The organism is Ruegeria sp. SATB045, assembly GCF_059613525.1.
On the sequence record NZ_JBXWSR010000014.1, the window covers coordinates 54,345 to 79,416 of the forward strand.

The window sequence follows — 25,072 nt, forward strand, 5'->3', positions numbered from 1 at the left end:
TCGGGCGTTTAGCAAAGCAACCTTTGCGCTTGGCAAATTCTCAATCCAATACTGCTTTACCGGTCATTATTGTGGAGATGTGATGCGGATAAGTGTAGGCATCGCTGTATCTATCCTGGTCGCCCTGTCCATTGGCATGTCAACTTTTATTGTTCATACGCTTTGGTGGACAACGGCACGGGACAACAGCCGTATGCTGGCTGCTGAAATCAACACTCAGATCGCCAATACCGTCCGGACCGAGGTCGGCGCGACACTCAGCTCGGCCGAAGCGGCCTGGGCCGCAGTGCGCACCATTTTCGTGCAGAATGTCATCGCCACGCGCCAGGCAGACAAGCGAGAATTCGTATTCCTGTCGCAACTACAAGCGCAGCCCAATATCTCGTGGATATTCTTCGGCTGGCCCGACGGCAATTTCTTCGCCTCGCACCGCCTTGGGGATGGCGGCCTTGAGATGGTCGAAATCGATAGGAACATCCGCGATCGGCAGTTGCGAACCGACCAATACATTTTCATTCCAGGTGACATCCAGTTCGAAGAGCGAAAATTCCGTGAAACAAAATATGATCCACGCGACCACGCCTGGTTCAATAACTTTATGAGCCTGAACTCATCGGGATGGATCGAAGCGCGGGATCTGCCAGGAAGTGAAAAAACGGTCTATGCTTATGCCGGTCCCATTGACGTCAACCGCGGGCGACAGGGTGTTCTAGCGGTCGCAATCGAAACCGACCGTTTGTCGCGGTTCCTTGCGACCTTACATCCGGGCGAGTTCGGAGCAGCCTATATTTTGGATGCTGATGGCAAGGTGATCGCCGTTCCCGACGCCATGGCAGATGAAACGACACCGGCCCGAATGGGCGAAGGCGAGTTGTACGAGGCCGCCATGATATCGGGCGAACGGCTTTTGGGTGACCCTGCCAAAAATCCTGCCGGCGGGGCAACGACTCGGGTTGTAATAGACGGCGTTCCCTATGCAGTTGCCCTGACCCCGTTGGGATTTTATGGCTGGCGCGTTGCTACCGTAATACCGGAATCCGCATTCCTGTCTGGGATCGACAAAACTCTGATCAACCTTCTTTATATTCTGATTGGGGTAGTCGTTTTCGCCACCGGGTTAGCCATCTGGCTGGTCCGTAGGGTTGTGGCGAACCCTTTGGCGCGGATCGCCGAAGACCTTAACAAGATCGAACGTTTCGATGTTGAGCGTATTTCACGCAGGCCCTCAAAGCTGTCAGAACTGGCCAACCTGTCTGCGGCAACGGCCAGTATGGCTGCGGGTCTGTCAGCGTTCCGAAAATATGTACCAACCGATTTGGTTCGCATGCTGGTTGCCGAAGGCATCAAAACGCAGCCGGGCGGTGATATGAAGCAAATCTCGGTTTTGTTTTGCGATGTGACTGGCTTTACCGGACTGTCCGAGAAACTGGGCCCAGGAATTGTTCAGTTGATGGAACCGTTCTTCACCGCCGCTTCGGCGGCGATTGCAAGGCATGACGGCACTATCGACAAGTTCATGGGTGATGCAGTGATGGCCTTTTGGGGGGCACCACGTCAGGATAAAAACCACGCGGAAAACGCCTGTCGTGCGGCGCTGGATCTTGTCAAAACCGTCGACGCGGCAGGCATCAAGGACAGTCAGGGTATTCCTCTGCGGCTACGGATCGGGGTAAATAGCGGCGAGGCGCTTGTGGGGAACATAGGATCCGAACAGCGCCTGAACTATACGGCGATCGGCGATGTGGTGAATGTCGCAAGCCGACTGGAAGGCGCGAATAAAGTCTACGGCACCCTTATCCTGATCGGCCCAGAGACCCGACGCGAAGCCGGCGATTCTGTAATTGTGCGCGAATTGGATACGCTCACAGTGTTCGGCCGCAGCGAAGAGCTTGTGGTTTATGAACTGATTGCAATGACCGAAAGATACAACCTCTCACGCGATTGGATCGAGGCATATGAACGCGGCCTAACGCTTTATCGCGCCGGGCAATTCGAAAATGCCCTTTCAGAATTTGAAACCGCTGACCAAATCCGGGGCGGGGACCTTGCCTCGCTCGCGATGGCCGACAAAATGCGAGAACTTCTGGCAAGCCCACCCGCTGAGGGATGGAAGCCCGTAACCATCACTGAAAAATCCTAAATAAGTCAGCTGGTTCTACAGAAGCTGCAAAAAACAGCACATTTTCCTTTATTGACTGGTGTTCAATATAAACGAAATCCGATAGTCAGAGCGCCAAAAGATTGTAAGGCAGAAAAACAGCCCCGTGTTCGACCTACCTGCGCAGCGCGCGCATCTCTCCGAAAAATATGACCTGACCCCGTCGCCCGAGCTTGCCGCAAGCATGAGCGATATCTACGACCGCATGTCGCGTGTGGTCTCACCAGCGGATTGGGCGATTTATGCGCCATATGTAAAGGCGATCAATGAACTCAAGGTCAACCGCAACGCGGTCATCTTGGGACACAACTACATGACGCCCGAGATCTACCACGGAATTTCCGATTTCGTCGGTGACAGCCTGCAATTGGCGATCAAGGCCACCGAGGTCGAGGCCGAGGTGATCGTTCAATGCGGCGTTCATTTCATGGCCGAAACGTCCAAAATTCTCAGCCCCGAAAAAACGGTTCTGATGCCGGATATGGAGGCAGGGTGCTCCTTGGCAGAATCGATCACCGCCGAAGGCATCGCGGAAATGCGCCGCCGGTATCCCGGTGCACCGGTTGTGTCCTATGTGAATACAACAGCCGAGGTAAAGGCAGCCTCGGACATCTGTTGCACCTCGTCCAATGCGGTACAAATCGTGGCGGCACAGGACAGTGAGACCGTCATCATGACGCCCGACCAGTATCTGGCGCAGAACGTGGCACGCGACGTTCCGCAGAAAAACGTCGTGTGGTGGGAGGGTTCGTGCATCGTTCACGAGCAATATTCGGCCAGTGACCTGCGCGACTTTCGCGAATGGAACCCCGGAACCCGCTTGATCGCGCATCCCGAATGCCCGCCAGACGTGGTGGCCGAGGCCGATTTCTCGGGTTCAACCAGCGGTATCATCAAATATGTCACAGACGAAAAACCAGAGAAAGCACTGCTGATCACCGAGTGCTCGATGGCGTCCAACATCGCGGACGAACTTCCCGAAGTCGAATTTGTCGGCCCGTGCAACATGTGCCCCTACATGAAGAAAATCACGCTGGAAAAAGTGCTGTTCGCGCTGGACACGATGACCGGTCAAGTCGAGGTCGACGCCCAGGTCGCCGAAAAGGCACGTCTTTCGGTTCAGCGTATGATCGACCTGTCGCGCCAGTTGGGCATTTGACACAGCAGATGCAAACCATCGAAACATCGCGAGTGGTTATCATTGGCGCTGGTTTGGCCGCCGTGTATGCGGCTCTCAAGCTGGCGCCCTGCCCGGTCGTGATGATTTCGCCTGAACCGCTGGGCTCTGGCGCAAGCTCAGCCTGGGCGCAGGGTGGCATCGCAGCCGCCATGGCGCGGACAGACAGCCCAAAGGCCCATGCGGACGACACGATGCGCGCGGGTGCGGGCTCGGTTTTGCGCGAAGTGGCCGAGTTTGTGGCGCTAGCTGCGCCAGAGCATATCCTCGACCTTTCTGCGCTTGGCACTGGATTCGACCGTACTGCAAGCGGCGAGTTTGTTCAGTCGCGTGAGGCCGCTCACTCCACTGCTCGGGTTGTGCGGGTCAAAGGTGATCAGGCCGGGGCCGAGATTATGCGCGCGTTAATCAAAGCCCTGCGCGAGACACCTTCAATCCAGGTTATCGAGGGCGCGCAGGCCGTGGCGCTGGAAAGCGACGGCACGCAAGTAACAGGCGTCTACCTGACAAGTGCGCTTGGGTCTGGCCCGGCGCAGCTGTTGCTGCGCGGAGCCGCTTATCTTTTGGCAACGGGTGGATCTTCGGGCCTTTATGCGCAAACCACCAACCCAACGCGCATTCGCGGGCAAGGGATTGGTATGGCTGCCCGTGCTGGTGCGCGCATCGCGGACGCAGAATTTGTACAGTTCCATCCCACCGCAATCGACGTAGACTCTGACCCCACCCCTTTGGCAACCGAAGCACTGCGCGGCGAGGGGGCCGTTCTTGTCGACAAGAACGGGCATCGGTTCATGCCCGATTTCCACCCCGATGCCGAGCTTGCCCCCAGAGATACGGTTGCGCGGGCCGTTTATCTGCAAGCCAAAGCTGGCATGCGGCCAGCGTTGGACACGCGCGGCGCGATCGGTGCCGACATCAGCATTATTTTTCCCGGTGTAACACGGGCCTGTATGCGTCATGGCGTTGACCCAACACGGGACCCCATCCCTGTGACCGCGTCAGCGCATTACCATATGGGCGGCGTAGAAACAGATTTGTTCGGGCGAAGTTCGTTGGCCGGGCTCTGGGCCTGTGGCGAGGCGGCGTCCACCGGGTTACATGGCGCCAACCGGTTGGCATCAAACGGGTTGCTTGAAGCTTTGGTGTTTGCCCGATCCTGTGCCCGGGACATTGCGGGCCAAATCACCGTGAAGAGCGCACCCGAAGTCAAAATCCGTTTGGCACCCGGCACAACTGACGATGAGCAAGATTTGATGCTTTTACGCCGCATAATGACGGAACATGTCGGCGTGGTACGGGAAGAAGCTGGCCTGAGCCAAGCCCTATCCGGAATTGCCGCGCTTGAGGCCCAGCACTTTGGGTCAGACCAGTTTCTCAACATGACCGCTACGGCCACCCTGATCGCTACCGCCGCGCTGCAACGCCGCGAAAGTCGCGGCGCGCATTACCGGTCCGATTTCCCCGACCCCAATCGTGGCACCGGTCAACGATCCAGCCTGACACTGACACAGGCACTCACCTTGCGAGATCGCATAGCAAAGGACGCAGCATGACCCACCCCGCTTTGCCAGACATGATCCTGGAACCTCTGGTCCGGTCCGCGCTGACTGAAGATATGGGTACCTGTGGCGATATCACCACTCAGACAGTGATCCCTGCGGACGTCACCTATTCCGCACGGTTGGAGGCACGTGAAAATGCTGTGGTTTCAGGGATGCAAGTGGCTGCGCTGGCGTTCCGTCTGGTCGATCCCTCGTTGCTCATCACAACCTACACCGAAGATGGCCAGAGCTGCGCCAAGGGCGACACACTGATGAAAATCCAAGGCCGAGCCACTTCAATCCTGTCAGCAGAGCGCGTGGCGTTGAATTTCGCCCAGCGGATGATGGGTGTTGCAACGGCCACTTCGGAATTAGTGGCTGAAACCAAAGGCACCAAGGCGCGTATCACCTGCACGCGAAAAACGACACCCGGGCTACGTCTGGTGGAAAAGCAGGCCGTGCTGCACGGCGGCGGTTTCAACCATCGCTTCTCGCTATCGGATGCAATTCTGATCAAGGACAATCATATCGCAGCCGCTGGCGGTGTGCGGGCTGTGCTTGATGCAACAAAAGCCCGCGCGTCGCATATGATGAAAGTCGAAATCGAGGTCGATACGCTGGAGCAACTGTCCGAGGTGATCCAGGTCGGCGGTGCTGACGTCGTGCTACTTGACAACATGCCGCCAGACGTTCTGACGAAGGCAGTCAAGTTGGTGGACGGCCGATTGGTGACCGAGGCATCGGGCAATATCAGCAAGGCTACAGTTGCGGCGGTAGCCGCGACAGGGGTTGATTACATCTCGTCCGGTGCTTTGACGCACTCTTACCGATCGATTGACATCGGGCTGGACTTCTGAGCCGTTCGACGCCCCTTTTCGTTAAACCAATGTGCAATTGGTTGCATCTTTGAAAAATACTTGTCAACGCTTTGATGCAGTTTTTCCAGCCGTCAGACGCGATCCACGAATTTGCGCCCGCCTTTTAAGCGCTCATGACTCCCACAAAACGGCGGACTGAAAACCCAAACTGATCTTTTGATTAAATTTGAACCAAACGCAGCACCGCGGTCGTTGGTTTCACACGACAAAAGGGTATGGCCTCGCATTTAGTTTCGACGCCACGCTTTGTGGTTAGGGACAGGCAGCCCTAAACATGTTGCAACAACAAGGTTAAATCGCGCCCTGCCATGCAACGCCGGGGCCCAAACGATACCCCCATGGCAATCCCGCATTGCGCCAACCATTAAGCGCACGTACGCCGCGAGCGTCCTTGTCACCCTCAAACCCTTCGATTAGGTTCCAGACATTTGTATAACCCGCCTTGGCCAATTGACGGGTTGCGACAGCAGACCGCGCCCCTGACCGACAAGTGACAAAAACGGCATCCTGCCGCGATCTCCCCTGCTGCTTCAACAAAGCATCAAATTCGGCCACCAGATTGGGATTATTTTTCATCTGGTACTGACCGCTTTGCGGATCGACTTGGTGGGTGACAATGCCCAGTGGGATGATCTTGTCCAACCCCTCGGGGTGGCCCACAAAAGAAACCTCGATCGGGTCGCGTACGTCGACGAACAAGATGTCACTATCCCGCTGCAGGGCCGCAAATGCAGCCTGCGGCGTCAAATACAAGCCCAATGGTGTCCGTTGCCGGTCTGATAGGCGCGCTGGATCGACCGAAGTTTCAATCGAACTGGCTGCAGAAACCAACGACGGTGAGGCCACAGCCGTCGCGATCCCCATACCCAGAACGGCCCTGCGTGACGGAGGTGTGCGCAGGGTCATTGGTCGACTTTTCCACAGGTGCATAGGCCCAGCATCGCGTAGATCGGACAGAATTTGACGAAAGCTGTAACGACAAACACCGCGCCCAGCCAGCCCCACAGGCCAACAGTGTTAGTCAAAGCCAAGAGGATCAGCGCTGTCCCCAGGATCATACGCAATGCGCGGTCGATAGAGCCTACGTTGGATGTGAATTGCATGATCGAATCTCCTTGATGATCTGGGAAGAGATTCGCAGCTTTTGGCTTGGCTATATGTGACGAGGTCACACAGACCCGGATTTTGCGTGCAACTGCAATGCAGAACGATTCTGCAGGTGGATTACACCCCGTTCCAACGCGACCCATCCCCGGTGTTCGAAATCCTTGAGAATACGCGACATCACCTCGCGTGCGCTGCCCAGCTCGGTGGCAATTCGCTGATGAGTGGTGTGAATGTCGGGGACATCTTTGCCTTGATCCAGCAACCACTGCGCCAGCTTCTGATCCATACGGTTCAGCAAAAGGTCGTCGATGACTTCGGACAGTTCGACGATCCGTTGAGAAAATGCCATGAAAACCGCAGCGCGAAACGCCGAGTCCATAGCCAGTAGCGCGTTGAACCGGTCCCGGCCAATCGCCAGTGCGGTCACTGCCCCTTCGGCATAGCCAAAACCGGAATATGGAATGTCGGACAACATACAAGATGTCGTCATCACACAGCTATCATTGGGACCAACGCGGTACAGCACCACCGTGCGACCAGACGGGCTGGTTTGTTCAACGCGCACGATCCCCGACCGGACAATCAGAAAAACCTGTCCGTAGGCACCCGGAGCAAACAACTGCGCTCCGTCAGGGATTGTCATGCGCGTCCCTTCAGATTCCAGCCGGTCGAGTATGGCCGTGCTCCAACTTTGATGCGTCACGTAGGTAGCTCCGATTTGCGATGACTCGAACTTAAGCGCTGGCCGCTTTGGGAAAAACCCATACCGCCTGTGACAAATCCACGTCTGGCGGGGCAAGTGACTCAAATTCCCAAATGGGACTGCCCTTGCGAGCCCTATTTCCGCTGCTTCACCAAACCGGCAAAATTGTCAGCCAACGCTGAGGCATCATCCCGATCCATTTTCACAGTCGGCAAGGCCGAGAGATCAAGCCGGATTTCGCCGTCGAACAACGCCATTATATCAACATCAAATGCAATTTCGCGCGCGCCGCTCTCAAGGTTTAAAGCAAGGCTTTGCTCACGCATATTCTCGTCAAACCCGACATGGTAGACCAGCGGGATAAGCCCATCCGCCCCGCGCAGAGCGCCTTCGGCCAGTACGAACTTGTAGCCGATCTCCCAGTTCCAGGCCATGCGGCTGTTCGGGTCTACATCTCCGCGCGGCGTGATCGACCCGTTGGTCTGAGCATCCAAACCGATGGCGAAGGTGATTTCCGAGACGGTCTGCAAGGGCATTTCCGGGATAGTGACCTCATATGTTTGGCTACGGCCATCAAACCTGATCAGGTAATAGCCGTCGGCAACCGCAAATTGCCGGGTGCCATCGGAAAACACCACATTGCTTAGAAAAAATCGAAAGTCGCGCAGGCGAAAAGGTTCGCCCCCTATTGGATCGGAATGGACAAATTCATCGAAAATAAAAGGCGCGTCACCGTTCATCGCGTGGAATTCAAGCGTCATCGGAGATTGAGCCGCAACCTGCGCGCCCCACAAGGTCAGACCCAACCCTGCCCCCATCATCTGTCGTTTTACCGTTAGAAGATTGATCATGAACAGCACCTTAAAATGGGTTCGAAAACTTTGGATTTGACAAGAATGCTTCGTCCGTGAGCGTGTGCAGAAAGGCGATGATTGCATCTATTTCCACTTCGGTCAGTTGCAGCCCCAATGCCTGTGTCGGGTCGGCCACTTCATTATCTGCCTCGAGGATCAGCGGGCTAAGCGTACTGCTGAGGACGATACCTTCATTGTAGTGGTTCAAAACCTCTCGCAATGTCTCAAAACGCCCATCATGCATATAAGGACCGGTGACTGCGATATTGCGCAGGCTGGGTACTTTGAACTTTCCATGGTCACCATCGTAGTCGGTCGTGGCACTCAGGCCGGGCTTTAGGTCTGTATCGGGGTCTAAACCGTTGTTGCTGAACCCATCAAACCCTTCGGCAAATCCGGCGGTGACAAACTGACTATGGCAATCGATACAGTTCCCTCCGCGCAGTGATGTTTTCACATCCGGATGCGCCATGAACAGTTTGCGCCCATGCTCCTCCTGATCGTTCAACTTGATTTCACCCCGCAGGTAACGATCATATTTGCTGTCGGCGGAAATCAACAGTCGAACAAATGTCGCCAGCGCTTTGGAAACGGCCTGTTCCGAGATTTCGCCGTAAGCAGCGTCAAACATTTCTTGGTAGTGGGCGGAAGCACTCAACTCATCCAACAACGCGTCCAGAGGCTGATTCATCTCAATCGGGTTAAGCAAAGGTTGCAGTGCCTGATGTTCAAGGCTTGGGCTGCGTCCATCCCATAGAAACAGTTGCGGCCCCCAAAGCAGATTGCCCAGGGCCATTGCATTGAAGTCCAGTTCTTCACCGTTATGCCCAACCGACCGCGCGCGGCCATCTGTGAACCCACGAGCCTGTTCGTGACAGGTTGCACAAGACATCGTGTTGTCACCCGACAGGATCGGGTCGTAAAACAGATTTCGACCCAGCTCAAAGGCTTCTTCCGTCAGCGGGTTGTCGGCGGGTACCGTGAACCGGCCAAATACAAAGGGTGCTTGAAAGCCCTCTATCGGCGTAGGATCGGCATGGCCCTGACCATCAAATGAACCAAAAAGCACCGAAGCCAAAACGGCCGTTAGCCCGGTGCAAACGGCCTTTTTGGACTTGGAAGAACGCAGCCTAGTGGTGATGTACGAAGCCCGAGCCAAACAGGCCTTCGACATTTTCGACCCCTTTCCGGTACGTTTCTTTGAAATTCACCGTGCCCAGACGTTCTCCGGTTTCCAGATCATGGACGGTAATTGTGTTGGCATTGACCGACGCGATAAAATCGACATCCGTCGGATCATTCGCTTCAGCATTTCCAAGATTCAAAAGGTTGTTCTGAACGGCGATCAGATCGCGTCCAGACGCCGAAGTGAAAAAGATCATGTGATGCGCACCTGGATCGGCAACGATATCAGGACCAGACGAGACAAGCTGAGGCAGCTTCGACAAGTCGTAGCGCTTTAAGACACCCGGCAGAGCGTGACTGATAAACAGCTCATCCTCGGTTCCATAGAACTCAAGTGGCACGCCTGTGCCGTTTTCAGTGCCGGAATAGATCACTTTGCCTTCGCCAAACGTCTTAGTCGCCGCATCGTAAGGGATGGACCAGGTTTCAAAGCCAAACATCGTATTCACCATGACCGCTGGTTCGATCTCTGGGTGGATCGACGGGCGGGCAAAAAGCACCTCGACCGGAGATGAAGGAAAGCCAATCGGTGTCTCACCTTCGACCGTAATTGTCTGGATAGGTTCAAGCGTATTGAGATCGATTACCGTGATTGAATTGCCAACTCCGGTCGCCAGGTCAGGATGGACTGTTGACGAGATCACCATACGATCTTCAAACGCCGAAATCCCGTGGGGATACATGATGTAAGGCGCACCCTCAGCGATCTCGCTCTTACGGGCCTCAATGACTTTTACGACTTCATTCGTCTGTGGATCAAACACACCTAATGACCCACCGTCGTCGCCCCCAAGGCCACCCATGAACGTGACAAACATGTACTCAGACCCATTCGACGTGGTCCACATGATGTCTTCGCCGACCATCTGGCCCGCGGTGTCTAGACATTCAAAACCTGAGACCTGTGGCGCACCGCTGGAATCGCGGACAAGACCGATTTCTGCCAAACTGCATGTTGGGTCCAGCCCGGTGGCATACAGGCGACCATTCGGACTGTAATACAAGTGATGAAACGGCTCAGCCATATCCGGTTGTTCGGCTTCGCTGAGTATTTTCCCGAAGTTTTCGGATTCCGGATCAAGCTCGACAATCGCGACACTGTGCGACGTGTCCAAAGTTGGCAGTCCGCGCAGCAAAACCATACCCTGACTTTCTTCGCGAGCACTTTCAGCCAGTAGAGATGTTCCGCCCGCAGCGATTAAAATCGGCAAAGCAAACGCGCTGAGTATCCTAGATGTTTTCATATTGATTTCCCCCCCAATATTTACACGAAAACAAACGTAAAACCCTCCTTCTAAGGGCTGCACGGAACATTTGCCTGACCGTCAGTGATCGCATCTTCAACACACCGAAAATGCTGGCACATGTCTAAGACGATAGCGTCTTGCGATTATTCTGTGCACACAAACCTTAACGCACCCCACTCAAAATTTCGAGGTTGCCGCGTGAATGATGGCTGTTTTAATGCAAACCTTAGCTACTAAATCGCGAGTTTTGCCCGAAATGTACGGGCTGCGCTTGCTCTCAGGAATTGGGTGTCGGCTTAGAACTTGAAAGCATGCGTCGTTTCTCGGCCATTGTCTCTCGCCGGCGTCTTTCAATTCCCAAGCGGAAAGACTCCTCTACAAAATCAATATGGTCGAATGCGGCCTGTTCGGCACGCGCCTCGTCGCCCGCAATGACAGCCTCACCCAGTTCTTTGTGCTGTTGCACCAATCGCTCGCCGGTTCCGTCAATGGTTTTCAGGAACTCGCGGTTGTAGAAAACGCCTTGGCGAGTCAATTCATAGATTGAGGCCATCATGTGAATAAGCGTGGCATTCTGGCTTGCGTCGACAATTGCTGCGTGCAAGGCAAAGTCAGCCTCACGAGAAGCAGCCGGATCATTCGCGCGCCAAGCTCGGTCATCTTCGGCCAGAATTTCCGTGATCCGTTCTTTGTCGGCCTTAGTCGCGCGGCGCGCGGCCAGTCGCGCAGCAAAGCCTTCTTGTTCGCGGCGATACTCAAGATAGTCGAAAAAGGCAGGCTCGTGGCGTTCGTACAATGCCAGCAAAGCAGGCATCATTGCCTGCCCTGTCAAAGCGGCCACAAAAGTGCCTTCGCCGTGTTGGGTTGTGACCAGACCACGCTCTTCCAGAACATGTAGCGCTTCACGCAGTTTAGGCCGGGACACGCGCAACATCTCTGCCAAATCGCGTTCGGAAGGCAGTTTGCGGCCCTGCTTGAGAATACCTGAAGCAATAAGATCCTCGACCTGGGCAACCACCGCATCTGCAAGCGATTCGTGGCCGATTGGTTCAAAAATCGCAGTTGGTGTCATCACGCGCGGCCTTTTGTGGTTTGGGCTCAGTCGTTCTTACTGGTAAATTGAAATAACCTTTGAGACGCCAAACTTCAACTAGTTTCTGCGCGAACAGGCTCACCTGACGAATTACCTTAATAGTCTGTTTTAAATTATTTTATTCTGTATTCCTGAACTTCTCGCACAAAGTCAGAAACTATCCACCGATCGAGACGTAAGGCAGTTTGTGCCTGCGGTCACATGATCCATTGGTAAATAAAGTTGTTGACTGGATATGTTGGTAAACTTTATTGACCACTCAAGGCGCCAGAGAACCTAGCGTCACAGATTGATTGGACGTTGCGTCCGAACCATCCCGGAGGAGAATTCATGAAAAAGACCCTGACGAGCCTTGCAGTCGCTGCCAGCTTGATCGCCGCACCCGCACTTGCCGCCGACAAACTGCTGCTGAAAACACCTATCGCCTTCTCGACCGAGCTGCCGGGTTTGGGCTCGCCAATTCCGCGCGTGGCCGAGCAGCTGCAGCTGATGTCGGGCGGCACGCTGAAGATGAAGGTCTATGAGCCGGGCAAGCTGGTTCCGCCATTTGAAATTCTGGATGCAGTGTCGACCGGTAAGATCAACTCAGGTTACACCACCGCTGGTTACTGGGCCGGTAAAATCCCCGCCGCACCGCTGTTCTCGGCCGTTCCGTTTGGCCCCGAAGCCGGCGAATACATGGCCTGGATGTATTACGGAAACGGTCGCGCGCTGTATCAGGAAATGTACGACCAGGCGGGCTATAATGTGCACGTCATGCCCTGCGCCATCATTGCCCCGGAAACCTCGGGCTGGTTCGCAACCGAGATCAACAGCCCCGAAGATCTGGACGGCCTGAAGATGCGCTTCTTTGGCCTGGGCGGCAAAGTCATGCAGAAGCTGGGCGTCGCAACCTCGTTGCTGCCAGGTGGTGAGATCTTCCCCGCACTGGAAAAAGGCGCAATCGACGCGACCGAGTTTTCGATGCCCGCTATCGATGCTCGCCTGGGCTTCCACAAGCTGGTCAAGTACAACTACTTCCCCGGCTGGCACCAGCAGGCAACCGTGTTCGAATTGATGATCAACAAGGATGTCTGGAACGAAGCCAGCGATCAGCACAAGGCGATCATCGAAAATGCCTGCAAAGCGTCGATGACAGACAGCTTTGCCGAAGGCGAAGCCATTCAGCACGCCGCGTTGCTCGACAACGTCGAAAATAACGGCGTCACCATCAAGCAATGGTCGCCCGAGATGCTGGACACCTTCCGCGCCACTTGGGAAGAAGTTGCTGCTGAAGAAGCTGCAAACGACGCCTTCTTTGCCAAAGTCATGGCCGACATGACTGAGTTCCGCGAAGGCTATGACCTGTGGAAAACAAACGCGTTCCTCCCTCGTCAGTAAATTGAACGACTGACGCGTCCGGGGCGGCGGGCTCCTCCGCCCCGGATATCCAAAGGACCACTGCCTGCAAAGCCTTGATCGCGCCCGCGCCGATCAACCGAGGGAGGATTACCCATGGCCACGCCAAAGAACGTCAATGATCCGGTCGAAGCCTATGAAGGCCTCCTGGAACATCCCGATACAGACCGCCAAAAAATTGCTGTTGCCCTAGACACCAGCGTAAAGGCCGTTGGCCATGTGGTGATGTGGGCCAATGTGCTGCTGATGGCCGCGATTTTCACTCAGGTTTCACTGCGCTATTTGTTCAGCCAGAACTATCCCAAACTGGACGAGATCCAATGGCATTTCTACGGCATCGTGACGATGATCGGTATCTCCTACGCCCTGATCACCGACAGCCATGTGCGTGTGGACGTGCTGCATATGCAGCTTTCCCGCCGCGCTCAGCGGGTGATCGAGGTGATCGGCATCCTGACGCTGCTGACCCCGTTCATCTATCTGATGATCGACCAGGGGTATGATTATTTCTACGAAAGCTTCCGCGTCAACGAACGGTCCGACAGTCCGACCGGCCTTCCGGCACGGTGGGCGTTCAAAGCGGTCATTCCGATCAGCTTTGTGCTACTGGCGCTCGCCGCCCTTGCCCGACTGATCCATGATGGCCACGCGCTGATCTACGGACCCGAGAGCGAACGCGAAGGCGCGCCGCTGCGTCGCGTCCTGCTGGTTCTGGCCGTCTTTGCCGCGATCTGTGTGGGCCTGACATTCCTGGTGGAAACCACCGAGGAAAAGCTGGTCATCGCCATGTTCCTGACCTTCATCGCGCTGCTGTTCACTGGCTACCCGGTGGCATGGGTGCTGGCCGGTGTGGGTGTGGCCTATTGCGGGCTGGCCTATCTGTTCGACAACGACCTGATGCTTTGGACGGGGCTGGAAAGCACCTTTACCGGGCTGGACTATCTGACGTTGGGCGCGGTGGTAAATCGGGTCTATGCGACTATGTCCAATGCGGTTCTGGTCGCCTTGCCGATGTTTATCTTCATGGGTCTGATGCTGGACGAATCCGGCGTGGCCGAGCGCCTGATGTCCTCGATGCAGCGCCTCTTTGGCACAGTGCGCGGAGGTTTGGCGATCACCGTGACCCTGATCGGGATCATCCTTGCGGCTTCAACCGGGATCATCGGTGCGTCTGTCGTGTTGCTGGGCGTGCTCTCGCTGCCCTCGATGATGCAGCAGAAATATCAATCGACACTGGCCGCTGGCGTGGTTTCCGCGTCCGGTACGCTGGGCATTCTGATCCCGCCCTCGATCATGCTGGTGATCATGGCCGACCAGATGGCGCTGTCGGTGGGTGATTTGTTCATGGCCGCCGTCTTCCCCGGTGTGATCATCGGTGGGCTGTATCTGAGCTATATCTTTATCCTTGCGCTGATTAAACGCGACGCAGCCCCTGTACCCGAAGGCGCCAAGGCCCCCGATTGGGCCGCCGTCAAGGACGTGCTGATCGCGGTCATCCCGACGCTGATGCTGATCCTCGCCGTGCTCGGTTCGATCTTTGCGGGCCTGACCACGCCGACCGAAGCGTCGGGCATCGGGGCACTGGGTGCGACCCTGCTGGCCTTGGGCTATCGCAAGCTGACCTTCCAAAAGCTGTGGAACGTGTTGGTGTCGACCTTAAACACCACCGCCTATATCTTCGCAATCTTCCTAGGCGCGACCGTGTTCTCTTATGTACTACGCGAACTTGGCGGCGATGAACTGATCGAACATGTGGTTCAGTCCACCGGCTTTGGAGCCAATGGCACGATCCTGTTCATCCTGTTCATCGTTTTCCTGCTGGGCTTTGTGCTGGACTGGATCGAGATCACCCTGATCGTCCTGCCCCTGATGCGCCCGATCGTGAATGGGCTGGGCATCGACATCCCCGGCTTTGGCGTCTTGGACGAACCCGCGCTGGTCTGGTTCGTGATCCTAGTTGCAGTCACGCTGCAAACCAGCTTCCTGACACCTCCGGTTGGCTTTGCCTTGTTCTATCTCAAGGGCGTTTGCCCGCCAGAGATTAAACTGACCGACATCTACAAGGGCATCATCCCGTTTGTCCTGCTGCAACTGACCGGGCTGGCGTTGGTCTTCTTGTGGCCCACATTGGCCACCTGGCTGCCATCCGTCGCGTATTGATAGGAGGAAGAGACATGCGTCTAACCGATTGCCATAACTTCCACGATTTCCGCCAACTGGCCAAGCGCCGCCTGCCGGGACCGATCTTCAACTATATCGACGGCGGCGCGGATGATGAGGTAACGTATCGCGAGAACACCAACGCCTTTGATCGCTGCGATCTGCTGCCATCGGTGTTGCGCGGGGTCAAAGACGTGGACATGTCCGTCACCGTCATGGGGCAAAAGCTGGACATGCCGATCTATTGCTCGCCCACCGCACTGCAGCGCCTGTTCCACCATCAGGGCGAGCGCGCCGTGGCGGCGGCGGCCGAGAAATACGGGACCATGTTCGGCGTATCCTCGCTGGGCACCGTTTCGCTGGAGGAACTGCGCCAGAAACACAAAAACCCGCAGGTCTACCAATTCTATTTCCACAAAGACCGGGGCCTGAACTCGGCCATGATGCAGCGCGCCAAAGAGGCGGGTGTCGAGGTGATGATGTTGACCGTAGACAGCATCACCGGCGGCAATCGCGAACGTGACCTGCGCACGGGATTCTCGATCCCGTTCCGGCTAACGCTGGGCGGCATGATCCAGTTTGCGATCAAGCCGATGTGGGGCATCAACTATGTCACGCACGAGAAATTCCGCCTGCCGCAACTGGATGAACACGTGGACATGAGCGGCGGGGCTAGTTCCATCGGCGGCTATTTCACCGAAATGCTGGACCCGTCGATGAACTGGGACGATGTGGCCCAGATGGTGCGCGAATGGGACGGTCAGTTCTGCCTTAAGGGGATCATGACCGTCGAGGACGCCCGCCGCGCGGCCGAGATCGGCTGCACCGGGATCATTCTGTCGAACCATGGCGGACGTCAGCTGGACGGCTCGCGCACGCCGTTCGACCAACTGGCCGAGATCGTGGATGCGGTGGGCGACAAGCTGGACGTGATGATGGACAGCGGCATTCAACGCGGCACTCATGTGCTGAAGGCGCTGTCTCTGGGGGCCAAAGCGGTTGGTGTCGGACGGCACTATCTGTATCCGCTGGCCGCTGCCGGTCAGCCCGGTGTCGAACGCGCGTTGGGGCTGATGCGGGCCGAGATCGAACGCGACATGAAGCTGATGGGCGTCACGCGGGTTGATCAACTGTCGCGCGCCAATCTGCGGTTTCGCGACCCGGTGACGGTTCAGGGACAGGCGCATCGGAACGCGGCATGACCAACGATGCCCTCATATCCGACTTCCGCGCAATCGTCGGGTCACGCCATGTGCTGACCGGCGCACGCGCCACCGAGCGGTTCCGCCGTGGGTTCAGGTCGGGTGAAGGCGAGGCGCTGTGCGTCGTACAGCCCGGCACTCTGCTTGAGCAGTGGAAGGTGCTACAAGCCTGCGTCGCCGCCGACAAGATCGTCATCATGCAGGCCGCCAATACCGGACTGACCGAAGGGTCGACACCCTCGGGTCACTATGACCGCGATGTGGTTCTGATCAATACCCGTCGCATGGATACTCTGGTTCCGCTGAACGGCGGCGAACAAGTCATCAGCTTTCCCGGCGCCACGCTCTTTGCGCTGGAAAAGTTGCTGGCCCCAATGAGGCGTGAGCCGCACTCGGTGATCGGATCTTCGTGCATCGGGGCCTCGATTGTGGGCGGGGTCTGCAACAATTCGGGCGGTTCATTGGTTGAACGCGGGCCGGTCTACACCGAGCTGTCGGTCTATGCGCGCATCACCGAAGACGGCACGTTAGAGCTGGTCAACCACTTGGGCATTGATCTGGGAGAGACACCGGAACAGATCCTGTCAAATCTCGATGCTGGTCAGTTCGAGCGCAATCCGGGGTCTACGAATAAACGCGCCTCAGCCAGTGACTATGCGCAGATCGTGCGCGACGTGGATGCCGAAACGCCCGCACGATACAATGCGGATAAGGCGAAGCTGTTTGAATCTGCGGGTTCAGCCGGAAAAGTGGCTGTGTTTGCCGTGCGTCTGGACACTTTCGCCAAAAACGAGGCTGAACAGGTTTTCTATATCGGAACCAACTCCCCAGACGATCTGGCCGAGTTGCGCCGGCATATCCTGTCGCAATTCGCGCCCCTGCCAGTCTCGGCCGAGTACATGCAGCGCGACGTGTTCGACATCACTAAGGCCTACGGTAAGGACACGGTGTGGATGATCGACAAGTTGGGCACAGATCGCTTGCCGATGTTCTTTGCGCTGAAGGGCGCAGTGGATGCACGTTTACGGCGCATTCCTTTTCTGCGCAATTTCACCGACCGGTTCATGCAGGCCGCAGTCAGCCTCCTGCCGCAGGTCCTGCCCAAGAGGATGATCGAATACCGAGACGCCTTTGAACATCATCTGATCCTGAAAATGAAGGACGAGGGCATCGAGGCGATCCGCGACTGGTTGCCCGGCTTTTTCAAAGGGCGCGATGCAGGTTTCTTCGAATGCACTCCGCGTGAGGCCAAGATCGCGGGCCTGCACCGGTTTGCTGCTGCGGGCGCTGCAGTGCGCTATATGGCGATCCACGCAGATGAGGTTGAAGATATCATTGCGCTGGACGTTGCCCTGCGCCGCAATGATCGTGATTGGCTTGAGGTTTTGCCGCCCGAGATCAGCGATCAGATTGTACACAAACTCTACTATGGCCACTTCATGTGTCACGTGATGCACCAGGACTATGTGGTGCGCAAAGGGGCAGATCCCAAAGCACTGAAAGCTGCGATGCTAAAGCTGTTCGAAGCGCGTGGTGCCGAATATCCGGCGGAACATAATGTCGGGCATCTCTATAAGGCCAAACCCGACCTTGCGGCGCATTATACGTGTTGCGATCCGACAAACTCTTTCAATCCGGGGATCGGCAAGATGTCAAAATCCCGCAACTATGGCGAAGGGATCAAGTAAATCGCCCAAGGCTATGCGTGGCCTTTTTTCAGATAGTTTAACGTTAAACTTTTCCTGAGACGCATAGCTGGTATTCCGCTCAGGCCTATCCGTACGCTGAAAATTACGCTACGTAACATAGCGAGTTAGGTCAAAGTTTCTGACTAATTGGAGGAATTGAAAATGACACGTACTGCACTTGTAACCGGTGGTAGCCGGGGTATCGGCGAAGCGATTTCCAGAAGGTTGAAGGCTGAAGGATATAATGTAGCCGCGACTTATGCTGGCAATGATGAGAAGGCCGCCGCCTTCACCGCCGAGACCGGTATCAAGACGTACAAGTGGAATGTTGCCGACTACGAAGCCTCGGCCGCAGGTATCGCCCAAGTCGAAGCGGACCTTGGCCCCATCGACGTTGTCGTGGCCAATGCAGGCATCACTCGTGATGCACCATTCCACAAAATGACCCCGGACCAGTGGAAAGACGTGATCGACACGAACCTGACCGGTGTGTTCAACACCGTCCACCCCGTCTGGCCCGGTATGCGCGAGCGCAAGTTTGGCCGTATCATCGTCATCAGCTCGATCAACGGCCAGAAAGGTCAGTTCGCGCAGGTGAACTATGCTGCGACCAAGGCGGGCGATCTGGGCGTCGTCAAGTCACTGGCGCAAGAAGGCGCAAGGGCTGGCATCACCGCCAACGCGATCTGCCCCGGATACATCGCAACCGAGATGGTCATGGCCGTACCCGAGAAGGTGCGCGACTCGATCATAGCCCAAATCCCGGCGGGACGGCTGGGTGAGCCTGAGGAGATCGCCCGCTGCGTGGCCTTCCTGGCCTCGGATGACAGTCAGTTCATCAACGGCTCGACCATCTCTGCCAACGGCGCGCAGTTCTTCAGCTAACGCCCGGACATACACAAGAAAGGATCCTGCCACATGAAAGACCTTGAACCCGACATCGACCCAATCGAGTCTCAGGAGTGGCAGGACGCCATCGAAGACGTCATCGAACGGGATGGCGCCAATCGCGCACATTTCCTGCTGGACAAAGCGGTGCAAAAGGCGCGCGCTGCTGGGGCGACCCTGCCGTTTTCGGCAACCACGCCCTATCAGAACACCATTCCCGTCGATGATCAGTATGCCTTTCCCGGCGATCAGGACATGGAATGGCGCATTCGCACGATCAACCGCTGGAACGCGATGGCCACCGTGGTGCGGCGCAACAAGGTCAGCAGCGAATATGGTGGCCACATCGCCTCATTCGCGTCGTCGGCGGTCATGTATGACATTGGCCTGAACCACTTTTGGCGGTCGAAATCAGCGATCCATGGCGGCGATCTGGTGTTCTTTCAGGGCCACGTGATCCCCGGCATCTATGCCCGGTCCTTCATGGAGGGTCGCATCAGCGAAGAGCAGTTGGAAAACTTCCGCTCGGAAGTCAGCGGAGGTGGTCTGTCCAGCTATCCCCACCCGTGGCTGATGCCGGATTACTGGCAGTTCCCGACCGTTTCGATGGGTCTGGGTCCGTTGATGGCAATCTATCAGGCACGATTCATGAAATACATGCACAACCGGGGCCATATCGACATGGCGGACCGCAAAGTGTGGTGCTTCTTGGGCGATGGCGAGATGGACGAACCCGAAAGCCGGGGTGCGATCGACCTTGCCGTGCGCGAAGGTCTGGACAACCTGATCTTTGTCATCAACTGCAATCTGCAACGCTTGGATGGCCCGGTACGTGGCAACGGCAAGATCGTGCAAGAGCTTGAGGGCGACTTCCGTGGCGCAGGTTGGAACGTCATCAAACTGCTCTGGGGCAAAGGCTGGGATCAGCTGTTGGAGAAAGACACCACCGGCCGTCTGCGCCAGTTGATGGATGAGACGGTCGATGGGGACTACCAGACCTTCAAATCCAAGGATGGCGCTTATATCCGCGAACATTTCTTTGGCAAATACCCTGAGACTGCCGCTTTGGTCGAAGACTGGACCGACGATCAAATCTGGGCGCTGCGCCGGGGCGGACACGACCCTGAGAAAGTCTTTACCGCGTTCAAACGCGCAACCGAGAATGAGGGCACTCCAACCTGCCTGTTGGTGAAAACCGTAAAAGGCTATGGCATGGGCTCGGCTGGTGAAGGTCAAAACACCACGCACCAGCAAAAGAAACTGGCCGAAGATCAACTGCGCGCCTTCCGCGACCGGTTCCAAATCCCGGTTAGCGACGAAGATCTGCCAAACGCGCCATTCGTGTCGCTGAACAATGCACAGAAGGCTTATCTCGCAGACCGGCGCAAAGCGTTGGGGGGGGAATTCCCCAAACGCGACAGCACCGCACCCGCTCTGGATATCCCGGACCTGTCCAAGTTCGAAGCGCAGCTCAAAGGCACCGGGGAGCGCGAGATTTCGACCACCATGGCCTTTGTCCGCATCTTGACCACGCTGCTGCGTGACAAAGGGATCGGCAAAAACGTGGTTCCGATCATGCCCGATGAAAGCCGCACTTTCGGGATGGAAGGGCTATTCCGCTCGGTTGGCATCTACAACCCGGCAGGTCAGAACTATACCCCCGAAGATGCCGATCAGATGATGTTCTACAAGGAAACGACCAACGGTCAGGTCCTGCAGGAAGGCATCAACGAGGCTGGAGCCATGGCCGACTGGATCGCGGCGGCGACGTCCTATTCCAACCACGGCGTGGCGATGATCCCGTTCTTCATCTACTACTCGATGTTCGGGTTCCAGCGGATTGGCGATCTGGCCTGGGCTGCGGGTGACAGCCGCGCGCGGGGCTTCATGCTGGGCGGCACTGCCGGACGGACCACGTTGAACGGCGAAGGGTTGCAGCACGAGGATGGGCACAGCCATATCCTTGCAGGCACCATTCCGAATTGCATCACATATGACCCAACCTTCAGCTATGAGGTCGCGGTGATCATTCAGAACGGCCTGCAACGGATGTATGGCAATCAGGAAGATATCTATTTCTACCTGACCCTGATGAACGAAAACTATGCCCACCCCGACATGCCAATGGGCGCGGAAGAAGGCATCATCAAGGGGCTTTACCGGTTCCAGGAGGTCAAGAAACCCGGCAAGAAACACGTCAATCTGATGGGCTCGGGCACTATTCTGGTGCAGGCGATGAAAGCCGCCGAGATGCTGAAGAAGGATTTCGGCGTGACCTCGGATATCTGGTCGGCAACCTCGTTCAACGAACTGGCCCGCGATGGTCAGGACGCGGCGCGCGCCAACCGTCTGGACCCGCTGGCGGACGAACGCGTGCCTTATGTGACCGAGCAGCTGTCAAAGGCCAAAGGCCCGATCATTGCGGCCACCGATTATATGAAGAACTACGCCGAGCAGATCCGCGCCTTTGTCCCCGGTCGCTACACCGTGCTGGGCACGGATGGCTATGGCCGCTCGGACAGCCGGGTGAACCTGCGCCGGTTCTTCGAGGTCGATGCCAACCACATCGCGGCGGCTGCCATGGTCGATCTGTACCGTGAAGGTGCGGTGACCAAGGCCGAGCTCGAGAAAGCGCTCAAGACATGTGAAATTGACGGCGACAAGCCGAACCCCCGGTTGGTTTAAGGCCACGGGGCACGAGGAGACATAGACATGGCAATCGAAGTAACAGTCCCGGATATCGGGGATTTCTCGGACGTTCCCGTCATCAGCATTCTGGTCTCGGTCGGTGACACCATCGCCGCCGAAGATCCGCTGATCGAATTGGAAAGCGACAAGGCAACGATGGAGGTTCCCTCCCCGGCGGCTGGTGTCGTCAAGGAAATCAAAGTGGCCGAGGGCGACAACGTGTCTGAGGGCGCGCTGATCCTGCTGCTGGAAGGTGAAGGTGCCCCGGCTGCTGCCGAGGCAGCCCCCGCCCCTGCTGCCGCTCCGGCCCCGGCCGCAGCGCCTGCTACCCCGGCACCCGCACCCGTTGTGGATGGTGGGTTCGGCAAGGCTCACGCCTCGCCATCGGTGCGCGCGTTTGCGCGTCAGTTGGATATTGACCTGTCCAAGATCAACGGCTCGGGCCGTAAGGGTCGCATTCTGCGCGAAGACGTTACCAATTTCCTGAAAACCTCAACCGCAGCGGCCCCGGCGGCCGCCGGCGCAGCAGGCGGAATGGGCATTCCGCCGATCCCGGTTGTCGATTTCTCGAAATTCGGCCCCGTGGAAGATGTGGAGATGCCGCGGATCAAAAAGCTGTCGGGCCCTGCCCTGCACCGGTCCTGGCTGAATATCCCGCATGTGACGCATAATGACGAGGCGGACATCACTGATCTGGACAAGTACCGCAAGGAAATGGACACGATGGCCAAGGAAGAAGGCTATCGCGTCACATTGCTGAGTTTTGTCGTTAAAGCCTCGGTCAGTGCGCTGAAACAGCATTGGGAGTTCAACTCGTCCATCCACCCCGATGGCGACAAGTTGATCCGCAAATCCTACTACAATATCGGTTTTGCGGCTGACACACCCAACGGGCTGGTGGTTCCAGTCATCAAGGATGCCGACCGTAAGGGGATTGTCGAGATTTCCAAGGACCTGATGGAACTGTCCGGCAAGGCCCGCGCAGGTGAGCTGAAGTCAAACGACATGCAGGGCGCGACCTTCACGATCTCGTCGTTGGGCGGTATCGGCGGCACGCATTTTACGCCCATCGTCAACGCACCCGAGGTGGCTATCTTGGGCCTGACCCGCTCGAAAATGGCGCCGGTCTGGAATGGCGAGGAATTTGTGCCGCGCCTGATGCAGCCAATGTCGCTTAGCTATGACCACCGTGCCGTCGATGGCGCCTTGGCTGCGCGCTTCTGCGTGACGCTCAAGACGCTGTTGGGCGATATGCGCAAGCTGATGTGGTAAGGAGAGATCAGATGGACGTCAAAGTACCCGATATCGGTGATTTTTCCGATGTACCCGTGATCAGCATTCTTGTCTCTGTCGGCGATACCGTCGCCGCCGAGGACCCGCTGATCGAACTGGAATCCGACAAAGCCACGATGGAGGTCCCCTCCCCCGCCGCAGGCAAAGTGGTCTCAATTGCCGTGTCCGAAGGCGACAACGTCTCGGAAGGTGCGTTGATCCTGACATTGGAAGCCGCCGATGGGGCCGCGCCCGAAGCTGCCCCGGCAGAAGCACCCGTCGCCGCGCCGCAAGCCGTGGCCGCCACCGGCACGGCGACGGGTCAGGGCGATGTGCATGCCGAAGTGGTTGTGCTGGGCTCTGGCCCCGGTGGTTACACCGCCGCTTTCCGTGCTGCCGATCTGGGCAAGAAGGTGGTCATGATCGAACGCAATCCAACTCTGGGTGGTGTCTGCCTGAACGTGGGTTGTATCCCTTCGAAGGCGCTGCTTCACGTGGCCAAGGTCATCACCGAAGCCGAAGAGATGGGCGCACACGGGGTTAGTTTCGGTAAGCCCAAGATCGATCTGGATGAGCTGCGCGCTTTCAAAGACAGCGTTGTCGGCAAGCTGACCGGCGGTCTGGACGGTCTGTCCAAAGGCCGCAAGGTTCAGATTGTCCGCGGCTATGGCCGTTTTTCGGGCCCCAACATGATCGAGGTTGTGGGCGATGATGGCATGACCACCGTCTCGTTCGACCAGTGCATCATCGCTGCTGGCTCTGAACCGGTTGAATTGCCTTTCATCCCGCATGACGACGACCGCGTGATCGACTCGACGGGAGCGCTGGAACTGGCGGACGTACCCAAGCGGATGCTGGTTCTGGGCGGCGGTATCATCGGTCTGGAAATGGCTTGTGTCTATGACGCTTTGGGGTCGAACATCACCGTAGTCGAACTGATGGATCAGATCATCCCCGGCGCCGATAAGGACATCGTCAAACCCTTGATGAACCGCATTAAGGGCCGGTACGAGAACATCTTTCTCAAGACCAAGGTGACGGCGATTGAGCCTTTGAAAAAGGGCCTGAAAGTCACGTTCGAAGATGACAAGGGCGAAAGCTTCACCGACACGTTCGACAAGGTTCTGGTCGCCGTGGGCCGCAAGCCCAATGGCAAGCTGATCGGCGCCGAAAAGGCGAGTGTTGTGGTGGATGAACGTGGCTTCATCGCCGTGGACAAACAGCAGCGCACCGGTGTGCCGCATATTTTTGCCATCGGTGATCTGGTCGGCCAGCCCATGCTGGCGCATAAGGCAGTGCATGAAGGTAAGGTCGCCGCCGAAGTGGCCGCTGGTCACAAGCGGTTCTTCGACGCCAAGCTGATACCCTCTGTCGCTTATACCGACCCCGAGGTCGCATGGTGTGGCCTGACCGAGACCGAGGCCAAGGCCAAAGGCATCAAGGTCGAAAAAGGCGTGTTCCCTTGGGCTGCATCGGGCAAATCCCTATCCAATGGCCGGTCCGAAGGCATCACAAAATTGCTTTTCGATCCCGTGGATCAACGCGTAGTGGGGGCCTGCATCGTGGGCACGAACGCGGGTGACTTGATCGCCGAGACAGCTCTGGCCATCGAGATGGGCGCAGATGCGGTCGATCTCGGTCACACAATCCACCCTCACCCGACGCTCAGCGAGACGGTTAATTTCGCGGCCGAAATGTTCGAAGGCACGATCACCGACCTGATGCCACCCAAGAAACGCCACTAGGACCTGACCCATGAAGCTAGGCACACCAAAGGAAATACTGGACGGTGAGAACCGGGTCGCGATGACGCCCGAGTCCGCTTTGCAGTTG

The 25,072-nt window shown here is 56.9% G+C and carries 19 protein-coding genes; 12 read left to right on the forward strand and 7 right to left on the reverse strand.

Features of this window, described 5'->3' with window-relative positions:
* Nucleotides 1-82 precede the first annotated feature (82 nt).
* From AC2FNR_RS04460 to nadC, 4 genes are all read left to right on the forward strand, one after another.
* Complete coding sequence (locus AC2FNR_RS04460; RefSeq protein ID WP_496848234.1) at nucleotides 83-2,140, forward strand: adenylate/guanylate cyclase domain-containing protein; 2,058 nt, start codon at nucleotides 83-85, stop codon at nucleotides 2,138-2,140.
* A gap of 124 nt (nucleotides 2,141-2,264) precedes the next feature.
* The gene (gene nadA / locus AC2FNR_RS04465) at nucleotides 2,265-3,317 is read left to right on the forward strand and encodes a quinolinate synthase NadA (RefSeq protein WP_496848235.1); all 1,053 of its coding nucleotides are present in this window, start codon (nucleotides 2,265-2,267) and stop codon (nucleotides 3,315-3,317) included.
* An 8-nt stretch (nucleotides 3,318-3,325) separates the two neighbouring features.
* Nucleotides 3,326-4,888, forward strand: coding sequence for an L-aspartate oxidase (locus AC2FNR_RS04470; RefSeq protein ID WP_496848236.1), 1,563 nt, complete (start codon nucleotides 3,326-3,328; stop codon nucleotides 4,886-4,888).
* Nucleotides 4,885-5,733: a carboxylating nicotinate-nucleotide diphosphorylase gene (gene nadC, locus AC2FNR_RS04475; RefSeq protein ID WP_170755907.1), complete on the forward strand. Its 849-nt coding sequence runs from the start codon at nucleotides 4,885-4,887 to the stop codon at nucleotides 5,731-5,733. The genes AC2FNR_RS04470 and nadC overlap by 4 nt, the downstream gene beginning before the upstream one ends.
* Before the next feature lie 312 nt (nucleotides 5,734-6,045).
* On the opposite strand, the gene AC2FNR_RS04480 is transcribed toward nadC, so the two are convergent.
* The 7 genes from AC2FNR_RS04480 to AC2FNR_RS04510 all read right to left on the reverse strand — a co-directional run bounded on the left by AC2FNR_RS04480 (nucleotide 6,046) and on the right by AC2FNR_RS04510 (nucleotide 11,922).
* Entirely contained in the window at nucleotides 6,046-6,660 is a 615-nt protein-coding gene (locus AC2FNR_RS04480) for a rhodanese-like domain-containing protein (protein ID WP_496848237.1), read from the reverse strand.
* Nucleotides 6,657-6,857, reverse strand: a complete 201-nt coding sequence (locus AC2FNR_RS04485; protein ID WP_496848238.1) for a YgaP family membrane protein — start codon at nucleotides 6,855-6,857, stop codon at nucleotides 6,657-6,659. The genes AC2FNR_RS04480 and AC2FNR_RS04485 overlap by 4 nt, the downstream gene beginning before the upstream one ends.
* Nucleotides 6,858-6,922: 65 nt before the next feature.
* Nucleotides 6,923-7,504, reverse strand: coding sequence for a Crp/Fnr family transcriptional regulator (locus AC2FNR_RS04490; RefSeq protein ID WP_170527342.1), 582 nt, complete (start codon nucleotides 7,502-7,504; stop codon nucleotides 6,923-6,925).
* 194 nt (nucleotides 7,505-7,698) lie between these two features.
* Nucleotides 7,699-8,415 (reverse strand): MbnP family protein, encoded by a 717-nt coding sequence (locus AC2FNR_RS04495; protein ID WP_496848239.1) that lies wholly within the window; start codon nucleotides 8,413-8,415, stop codon nucleotides 7,699-7,701.
* A gap of 10 nt (nucleotides 8,416-8,425) precedes the next feature.
* Nucleotides 8,426-9,592, reverse strand: a complete 1,167-nt coding sequence (locus tag AC2FNR_RS04500; RefSeq protein WP_170356492.1) for a cytochrome-c peroxidase — start codon at nucleotides 9,590-9,592, stop codon at nucleotides 8,426-8,428.
* On the reverse strand, nucleotides 9,549-10,847 hold the full coding sequence (locus AC2FNR_RS04505; RefSeq protein ID WP_496848240.1) for a hypothetical protein: 1,299 nt from the start codon (nucleotides 10,845-10,847) through the stop codon (nucleotides 9,549-9,551). The genes AC2FNR_RS04500 and AC2FNR_RS04505 overlap by 44 nt, the downstream gene beginning before the upstream one ends.
* A gap of 280 nt (nucleotides 10,848-11,127) precedes the next feature.
* A complete protein-coding gene (locus AC2FNR_RS04510) occupies nucleotides 11,128-11,922 on the reverse strand; it encodes a FadR/GntR family transcriptional regulator (protein ID WP_170755890.1) in 795 nt (264 codons plus the stop codon).
* A 351-nt stretch (nucleotides 11,923-12,273) separates the two neighbouring features.
* On the opposite strand from AC2FNR_RS04510, the gene AC2FNR_RS04515 reads away from it, so the two are divergent.
* The 8 genes from AC2FNR_RS04515 to lpdA all read left to right on the forward strand — a co-directional run bounded on the left by AC2FNR_RS04515 (nucleotide 12,274) and on the right by lpdA (nucleotide 24,984).
* The gene (locus AC2FNR_RS04515) at nucleotides 12,274-13,323 is read left to right on the forward strand and encodes a TRAP transporter substrate-binding protein (protein ID WP_170356494.1); all 1,050 of its coding nucleotides are present in this window, start codon (nucleotides 12,274-12,276) and stop codon (nucleotides 13,321-13,323) included.
* 114 nt (nucleotides 13,324-13,437) lie between these two features.
* The gene (locus AC2FNR_RS04520) at nucleotides 13,438-15,501 is read left to right on the forward strand and encodes a TRAP transporter large permease subunit (protein WP_496848241.1); all 2,064 of its coding nucleotides are present in this window, start codon (nucleotides 13,438-13,440) and stop codon (nucleotides 15,499-15,501) included.
* Nucleotides 15,502-15,515: 14 nt separating this feature from the next.
* Nucleotides 15,516-16,703, forward strand: coding sequence for an alpha-hydroxy acid oxidase (locus tag AC2FNR_RS04525; RefSeq protein WP_480870038.1), 1,188 nt, complete (start codon nucleotides 15,516-15,518; stop codon nucleotides 16,701-16,703).
* A complete protein-coding gene (dld, locus tag AC2FNR_RS04530; RefSeq protein WP_496848242.1) occupies nucleotides 16,700-18,391 on the forward strand; it encodes a D-lactate dehydrogenase in 1,692 nt (563 codons plus the stop codon). Before AC2FNR_RS04525 ends, dld begins: the two co-directional genes overlap by 4 nt.
* Nucleotides 18,392-18,553: 162 nt before the next feature.
* On the forward strand, nucleotides 18,554-19,276 hold the full coding sequence (phbB, locus tag AC2FNR_RS04535) for an acetoacetyl-CoA reductase (RefSeq protein WP_480870042.1): 723 nt from the start codon (nucleotides 18,554-18,556) through the stop codon (nucleotides 19,274-19,276).
* A gap of 33 nt (nucleotides 19,277-19,309) precedes the next feature.
* The gene (gene aceE, locus AC2FNR_RS04540) at nucleotides 19,310-21,964 is read left to right on the forward strand and encodes a pyruvate dehydrogenase (acetyl-transferring), homodimeric type (RefSeq protein WP_496848243.1); all 2,655 of its coding nucleotides are present in this window, start codon (nucleotides 19,310-19,312) and stop codon (nucleotides 21,962-21,964) included.
* 27 nt (nucleotides 21,965-21,991) lie between these two features.
* Nucleotides 21,992-23,239 (forward strand): dihydrolipoyllysine-residue acetyltransferase, encoded by a 1,248-nt coding sequence (gene aceF / locus AC2FNR_RS04545; RefSeq protein WP_496848244.1) that lies wholly within the window; start codon nucleotides 21,992-21,994, stop codon nucleotides 23,237-23,239.
* 11 nt (nucleotides 23,240-23,250) lie between these two features.
* Nucleotides 23,251-24,984: a dihydrolipoyl dehydrogenase gene (gene lpdA / locus AC2FNR_RS04550; RefSeq protein ID WP_496848245.1), complete on the forward strand. Its 1,734-nt coding sequence runs from the start codon at nucleotides 23,251-23,253 to the stop codon at nucleotides 24,982-24,984.
* Nucleotides 24,985-25,072: the final 88 nt, after the last annotated feature.